The 6,083-nt window shown below is 73.6% G+C and carries 5 protein-coding genes; all 5 read left to right on the top strand.

Going from position 1 to position 6,083, the window contains the following annotated elements:
• On the top strand, positions 1–1,087 hold a 1,087-nt coding region (locus tag NUM_RS18830), incomplete at its 5' end, for an aminotransferase class I/II-fold pyridoxal phosphate-dependent enzyme (RefSeq protein ID WP_207126205.1).
• Positions 1,088–1,274: 187 nt separating this feature from the next.
• Complete coding sequence (locus NUM_RS18825; protein WP_207126204.1) at positions 1,275–1,475, top strand: DUF3046 domain-containing protein; 201 nt, start codon at positions 1,275–1,277, stop codon at positions 1,473–1,475.
• Positions 1,476–1,645: 170 nt separating this feature from the next.
• Complete coding sequence (recA, locus tag NUM_RS18820) at positions 1,646–2,704, top strand: recombinase RecA (protein WP_207126203.1); 1,059 nt, start codon at positions 1,646–1,648, stop codon at positions 2,702–2,704.
• Positions 2,705–2,708: 4 nt separating this feature from the next.
• The gene (locus tag NUM_RS18815; protein ID WP_207126202.1) at positions 2,709–3,395 is read left to right on the top strand and encodes a regulatory protein RecX; all 687 of its coding nucleotides are present in this window, start codon (positions 2,709–2,711) and stop codon (positions 3,393–3,395) included.
• A gap of 616 nt (positions 3,396–4,011) precedes the next feature.
• Positions 4,012–5,751 (top strand): ribonuclease Y, encoded by a 1,740-nt coding sequence (gene rny, locus NUM_RS18810; protein ID WP_207126201.1) that lies wholly within the window; start codon positions 4,012–4,014, stop codon positions 5,749–5,751.
• The last annotated feature ends 332 nt before the right edge of the window (positions 5,752–6,083 follow it).

The raw sequence follows: 6,083 nt of genomic DNA, 5'->3' as shown, positions 1-6,083 counted from the left end.
GTACCGGCTGGACCTGCCCGCCGGCGCCCGCGACCTGTCCGACGGCGGCCCGGACCGGCGGCTGCTGCCGGCCCTCGCCGCCCCGCTCGCCCGCCTCGCCGAGCAGCCCGCCTGGCGCACCGGCCACGGGTACGACACCGCCGGACCGCTGCCCGACCTGCTCGACCACGCCGCGGCCCGGCTGACCGCCGACGGGGTGCCCGCGGACGCGCTCGCCGTCACCGGCGGCGCCCTCGACGGCATCGAGCGCACCCTCACCGCCCAGCTCGCCCCCGGCGACCGGGTCGCCGTCGAGGACCCCGGCTGGGCCAACCTGATCGACCTGCTCGCCGCGCTGCGGCTGGTGCCGGTCCCGGTGCCGGTCGACGACGACGGACCCACCGAGGCCGGGCTGCGCGCCGCCCTGACCGCCGGGGTACGCGCGGTGCTGGTCACCAACCGGGCACAGAACCCCACCGGCGCCACCCTCACCGGGCAGCGCGCCGACCGGCTGCGGGCGCTGCTGGCCGATCGCCGCGAGGTGCTCGTGGTCGAGGACGACCACGCCGCCGAGCTGTCCGAGACGCCGCTCGCCACGCTGACCGGCGCCACCGACAGCTGGGCGTTCCTGCGCTCGGTCTCCAAGCCGTACGGGCCGGACCTGCGGCTCGCGGTGCTCGCCGGCGACGCCCGTACGGTGGGGCGGTTGCGCGGCCGGCAGCGGGTCGGTGCCGGCTGGGTGTCCAGCGTGCTGCAGCAACTGGTGCTCGAACTGTGGCGCGACCCGCAGGTCGGCGCGCAGGTCGCCGCCGCCCGCACCGAGTACCGGCGCCGCCGCGACGGCCTCGTCGCCGCGCTGGCCGACCGCGGCATCGCCGCGCACGGCCGCAGCGGCATCAACGTGTGGGTACCGGTGGCCGACGAGACGGTGCCGCTGACCCGGCTGCGGGACGCCGGCTGGGTGGTGGCGCCCGGTGCCGCGTTCCGGCTGGGCAGCGCGCCCGGGCTGCGGGTCACGATCAGCGGCGTCGAGGTCGCGGAGGTGGGCTCGCTGGCCGACGCGATCGCCGCGGCGGTCGCCGACCGGCCGGTCGGGTACGGCGCCTGAACCCGCCGGCCGCGTCCCGGGAGGCGTTCGGGTCCGCCGCCGGTGCCGACCGTTCGGGTCCGCCGGCCGTGCCGACACGGTGGCGGACGTCTCGGTGCCTGCCACGACGCGACGCGGAGTGGGAGCTCGCCGGCCGGCGGGATACGGTCGAGTGCACCACCCGGCACGACCCGTTGCGGAGGACACGGTGCGGCGAACCGACTTCTGGCGCCGAATGGAGCACGTCTTCGGCTCGGCCTACGCCCGCAGCGTGGCCGCCGACCAGGTGCTCCCACAGCTCGACGGCCGCACCGTCGAGCAGGCGTTCGCCGGCGGCGAGGAGACGGCCGTGGTGTGGCGTGCCGTCTGCCAGGAGTACGCCGATCGGGTGCCCGGCACGCTCCGCTGACCGGTCCGGCGCGTGTCGCGCGCCGTTCGAACAGACGTTCGGGTACTGTCCACAGGGTAGGTCGTTGTCCACAGACGCGGTGCGCCGGGTCGTTTCTGTCAGACCGGGCGCCTAGCGTGTCAGCCGTGACCAAGCGATCGAACGCTAAGGCGGCAGTAGGGGTGGCAGGCATGGCAACTGGGGGAGCAAGCTCCGATCGGACGAAAGCGCTGGACATGGCGCTCGCCCAGATCGACAAGCAGTTCGGCAAGGGCTCGGTGATGCGGCTCGGTGACCGAACCGCGCAGCCGATCGCTGCGATACCCACCGGCTCCATCGCGCTGGACGTCGCGCTCGGTATCGGTGGTCTGCCGCGGGGCCGCATCATCGAGGTGTACGGACCGGAGTCGTCCGGTAAGACGACGGTGGCGCTGCACGTGGTGGCCAACGCCCAGGCGGCCGGCGGCATCGCGGCGTTCATCGACGCCGAGCACGCGCTCGACCCGGAGTACGCGAAGTCGCTCGGCGTCGACACCGACGCGCTGCTGGTGTCCCAGCCGGACACCGGCGAGCAGGCGCTGGAGATCATGGACATGCTGATCCGCTCCGGCGCGATCGACATCGTCGTGATCGACTCGGTGGCGGCGCTGGTGCCGCGCGCCGAGATCGAGGGCGAGATGGGCGACAGCCACGTCGGCCTGCAGGCCCGGCTGATGAGCCAGGCGCTGCGCAAGGTGACCGGCGCGCTCAACAGTTCCGGCACCACCGCCATCTTCATCAACCAGCTGCGCGAGAAGATCGGCGTGATGTTCGGCTCGCCGGAGACCACCACCGGTGGCAAGGCGCTGAAGTTCTACGCCTCGGTTCGTCTCGACGTGCGTCGCATCGAGAGCCTGAAGGACGCCGGCGACGTGGTCGGCAACCGCACCCGGGTCAAGGTGGTGAAGAACAAGGTCGCGGCGCCGTTCAAGCAGGCCGAGTTCGACATCATGTACGGCAAGGGCATCAGCCGCGAGGGCTCGCTGATCGACGTGGGCGTCGAGCAGGGCATCATCCGCAAGTCCGGCGCCTGGTACACCTACGAAGGCGACCAGCTCGGCCAGGGCAAGGAGAACGCCCGGCAGTTCATGCGGGACAACCCGGACGTGGCCAACGAGGTCGAGAAGCGCATCAAGGAGAAGCTGAACATCGGTGCGGTGCCGGGTGCCGACGCGGCCGAGACCGTCGCCGACGACGCGGCGGACTTCTGAACCGATGACCGAACGGCAGCCCGGGCGAGGCCGCCGACGCCGGACGGCGGGGGAGCGCGGCGCTGCCGCCTCCACCCCGCCGGCCGATCCGCGACAGCAGGCGCGAAACATCTGTCTGCGACTGCTGGCGGTCCGTCCCCGCACCCGAGCCGAGCTCGCTACCGCGCTGCACCGGCGCGGCATCCCGGACGAGGATGCGACCGCCGTGCTGGAGCGGTACGGCGAGGTCGGCATGATCGACGACGAGGCGTTCGCGAAGGCGTGGGTGACCTCGCGGCACACCGGTCGCGGGCTGGCTCGCGGTGCGCTGGCCCGCGAGCTTCGCCAGCGTGGCGTCGACTCGTCGGCGATCGGCTCGGCACTGACCGAGTTGGACGGTGACACCGAGGCGGCCATGGCACGGGCGTTGGTCGACCGGCGACTGCGTTCCATGGCCGGGGTGCCGGCCGAGGTCGCGTTCCGCCGGCTGGTAGGCATGCTCGCACGGAAGGGCTACTCGTCCGGCCTCGCGGTGCGCACCGTGCGCGACGCGCTGGCCGACCGCCCCGGCGCCGACGATGTCACCGACGACGTGGACATGGACGCCCTGGCCGACAGCATCGGCAACGACGCCTTGGCCGACAGCGTCGGCACCGACGCCCTGGCCGACAGCGTCGGCACCGACAGTCCGCCGGACGGCGGCGAGCGATGACGACGCTCTGCCGACGGCAGCGAGCGATTGATGCCCCGGACCGTGGTGCCGTGGTGCGCAGGCGGTGACGGCTGGTGGTGCGGCTGGTCGGTGCCGGTGACGAAGGCGTTGGTGGGCGATAGCGACCGGTGTGTGGTCGACTCGATCGGGTGACATCGGCGTGTCGCGGGTGCCCGATGTGTCGCTGCGTGGCGCCGGGGTCGGGCGGCCGATTCTCGGTGGGACCTGCGGTTCGGTCCGGGCGGATGGCGTCGCCTCGATCGGGCCGCCGGCAGCCCCGCCGGGCGCGTGGGTGGGGATCCTTGACCGGGGTCGCGGCGCGACTTAGCCTCAGCCGTACCAAAGGAGCAGTCCGAACCACGCGGGCAGTGGGCCCGCACATAGCGTGCACGACACAACGCCATATCGTCGCGAGAGTGACCGCGCCGCGCCGTCGTGGGCGGCGACATGTCACACCGTCACAAGAGCGAGGAGCAACGCAGGTGACCGGCGCTGCCGGTCACGGCTGGGGTCCAGCAGGTGCAGCGATGCGCCGCTGGCGTTCGTGCATGCTCGCCGCCGGGCTCTCCTTTCCGGGTGCCGTGCGTTCGCACGGCCGCGAAGGAGGGAGGCGGCCATGACCGCGAGCGACCTGCTGGTGCTGGTGGCGCTGGTGCTCGTCGTGGTGGCGGTGGTCGTGGTCGTCGTGGCCGTGGTTCTGGTGCGACGGCTGCAGGCCGCGCCGCAGCCGCCGGCGGTGTTGCCGGAGGAGGATCCGGCGGTCGTCGCGGAGCGCGAACGGCACGAGGCGGCGCTGCGTACCGCGCGGGTGGCCGTGGACGAGGCGACCGTCGAGCTGGAGCGCGCCCGGTCGCAGACCGTGGCGGCCCAGGCCGAGGCGACCGCCGCACGTACCGAGGCCGAGCGGCTGCGGGTGTCCGCCCGCGAGGAGGCCGAGCAGCTGCGCCAGCGGGCCCGCCGGCAGGCCGAGCAGGATGCCGAGCACGCGTTGACCCAGGCCCGGCGTACCGGCGAGCAGGAGCAGCAGCGGGTGCTGAGCGAGGCCAAGGAGCGCCTGGCCGAGCTGGAGCGCCGGGAACAGCGACTCGACGAGCGGGAACGCCGGCTGGACGAGGAGGTCGAGCGGCTCGCCGAGCGCGACCGCCGGCTGGCCGCCGGCGAGGCCGAGCTTGCGGAGCGCTCCGCCGCGGTGGCCGAGGTCGAGCAGGAACGCCGGCGGGAGCTGGAGCGGGTCGCCGGCCTGACCGCGGACGCGGCGAAGGGCGAGCTGGTCGAGTCGATCGAGACCGCCGCGAAGCGGGAGGCCGCCATCCTGGTCCGCGACATCGAGGCGGACGCCCGGTCGACCGCGGAGCTGCGGGCCCGCGCGCTGGTGGTGGACGCGATCCAGCGGGTGGCGAGCGAACAGACCGCGGAGAGCGTGGTCAGCGTGCTGCACCTGCCGTCGGACGAGATGAAGGGCCGCATCATCGGCCGGGAAGGCCGCAACATCCGCGCGTTCGAGTCGGTGACCGGGGTGAACCTGATCATCGACGACACCCCGGAGGCCGTGCTGCTGTCCTGCTTCGATCCGGTGCGCCGGGAGATCGGCCGGCTGACGCTGGAGAAGCTGGTACTCGACGGCCGGATCCACCCGCACCGGATCGAGGAGGTGCACGACGCCGCCCGGCAGGAGGTCGAGCGGCTGTGCCTGCGGGCGGCCGAGGACGCGCTGGTCGAGGTGGGCATCACCGAGCTGCATCCGGAGCTGGTGGCGCACCTGGGCCGGTTGCGCTACCGCACCAGCTACGGGCAGAACGTGTTGAAGCACCTGGTGGAGACCGCGCACATCGCCGGCATCATGGCGGCCGAGCTGCGGCTGGATCCGACCGTGATCAAGCGGTGCGCGTTCCTGCACGACATCGGCAAGGCGCTGACCCACGAGGTGGAGGGCAGCCACGCCCTGATCGGCGCCGACCTGGCCCGCAAGTACGGCGAGGACGACGTGGTGGTGCACGCGATCGAGGCGCACCACAACGAGGTGGCGCCGCAGACCATCGAGGCGGTCCTGACCCAGGCCGCCGACGCCTGCTCCGGTGGCCGGCCCGGCGCCCGCCGGGAGAGCCTCGAGGCGTACGTGAAGCGGTTGGAACGCATCGAGGAGATCGCCGGCGGCAAGGCCGGCGTGGAGAAGGTCTTCGCGATGCAGGCCGGCCGGGAGATCCGGGTGATGGTGCGTCCGGACGAGGTGGACGAGATCGGCTCCGCCGTGCTGGCGCGCGACGTGGCGAAGCAGATCGAGGAGGAGCTGACCTATCCGGGTCAGATCCGGGTCACCGTGGTGCGCGAGTCGCGGGCGACCGAGATCGCCCGCTGACCTACCACACCGTCGGCCGCGCGGCGGACGGTCGACGGGGCGAGCTGGCGGCCGGATCGACCGGCCGAACCGTCGGCCGCTCGCAGGAGGTTGGGCACCGGGGCCGATCCGCTCGGTGGTGCCGGCATCGGGGATGACCCGGATCACCTCCCCGGGGTCGGGCACCGGGGGTAACCGGGGCAGCGTCCCGGATGTGCCGATGCGCCCAGGCCGCGAGGGTCGTAGGTATGCCAGACGATCTCCTCGCGCCGCCCCCGACCCGCGCCCTGCCCGCGCGCCGGGCCGCCACCGCGCCGGCGTGCCAGGCCGCCACCGCGCCGGCGTGCCAGGCA

The organism is Actinocatenispora comari, from assembly GCF_017312725.1.
Taxonomy (GTDB): domain Bacteria; phylum Actinomycetota; class Actinomycetes; order Mycobacteriales; family Micromonosporaceae; genus Actinocatenispora; species Actinocatenispora comari.
The sequence above is the reverse complement of the archived record's forward strand: the minus strand, read 5'-3'. Positions and strand labels throughout refer to the sequence as shown.

Excerpts from the sequence above, each read along its gene's own strand:
- NUM_RS18815 (WP_207126202.1), top strand. The coding sequence starts at position 2,709 with ATGACCGAACGGCAGCCCGGGCGAGGCCGCCGACGCCGGACGGCGGGG.
- rny (WP_207126201.1), top strand. The coding sequence starts at position 4,012 with ATGACCGCGAGCGACCTGCTGGTGCTGGTGGCGCTGGTGCTCGTCGTG.
- recA (WP_207126203.1), top strand. The coding sequence starts at position 1,646 with ATGGCAACTGGGGGAGCAAGCTCCGATCGGACGAAAGCGCTGGACATG.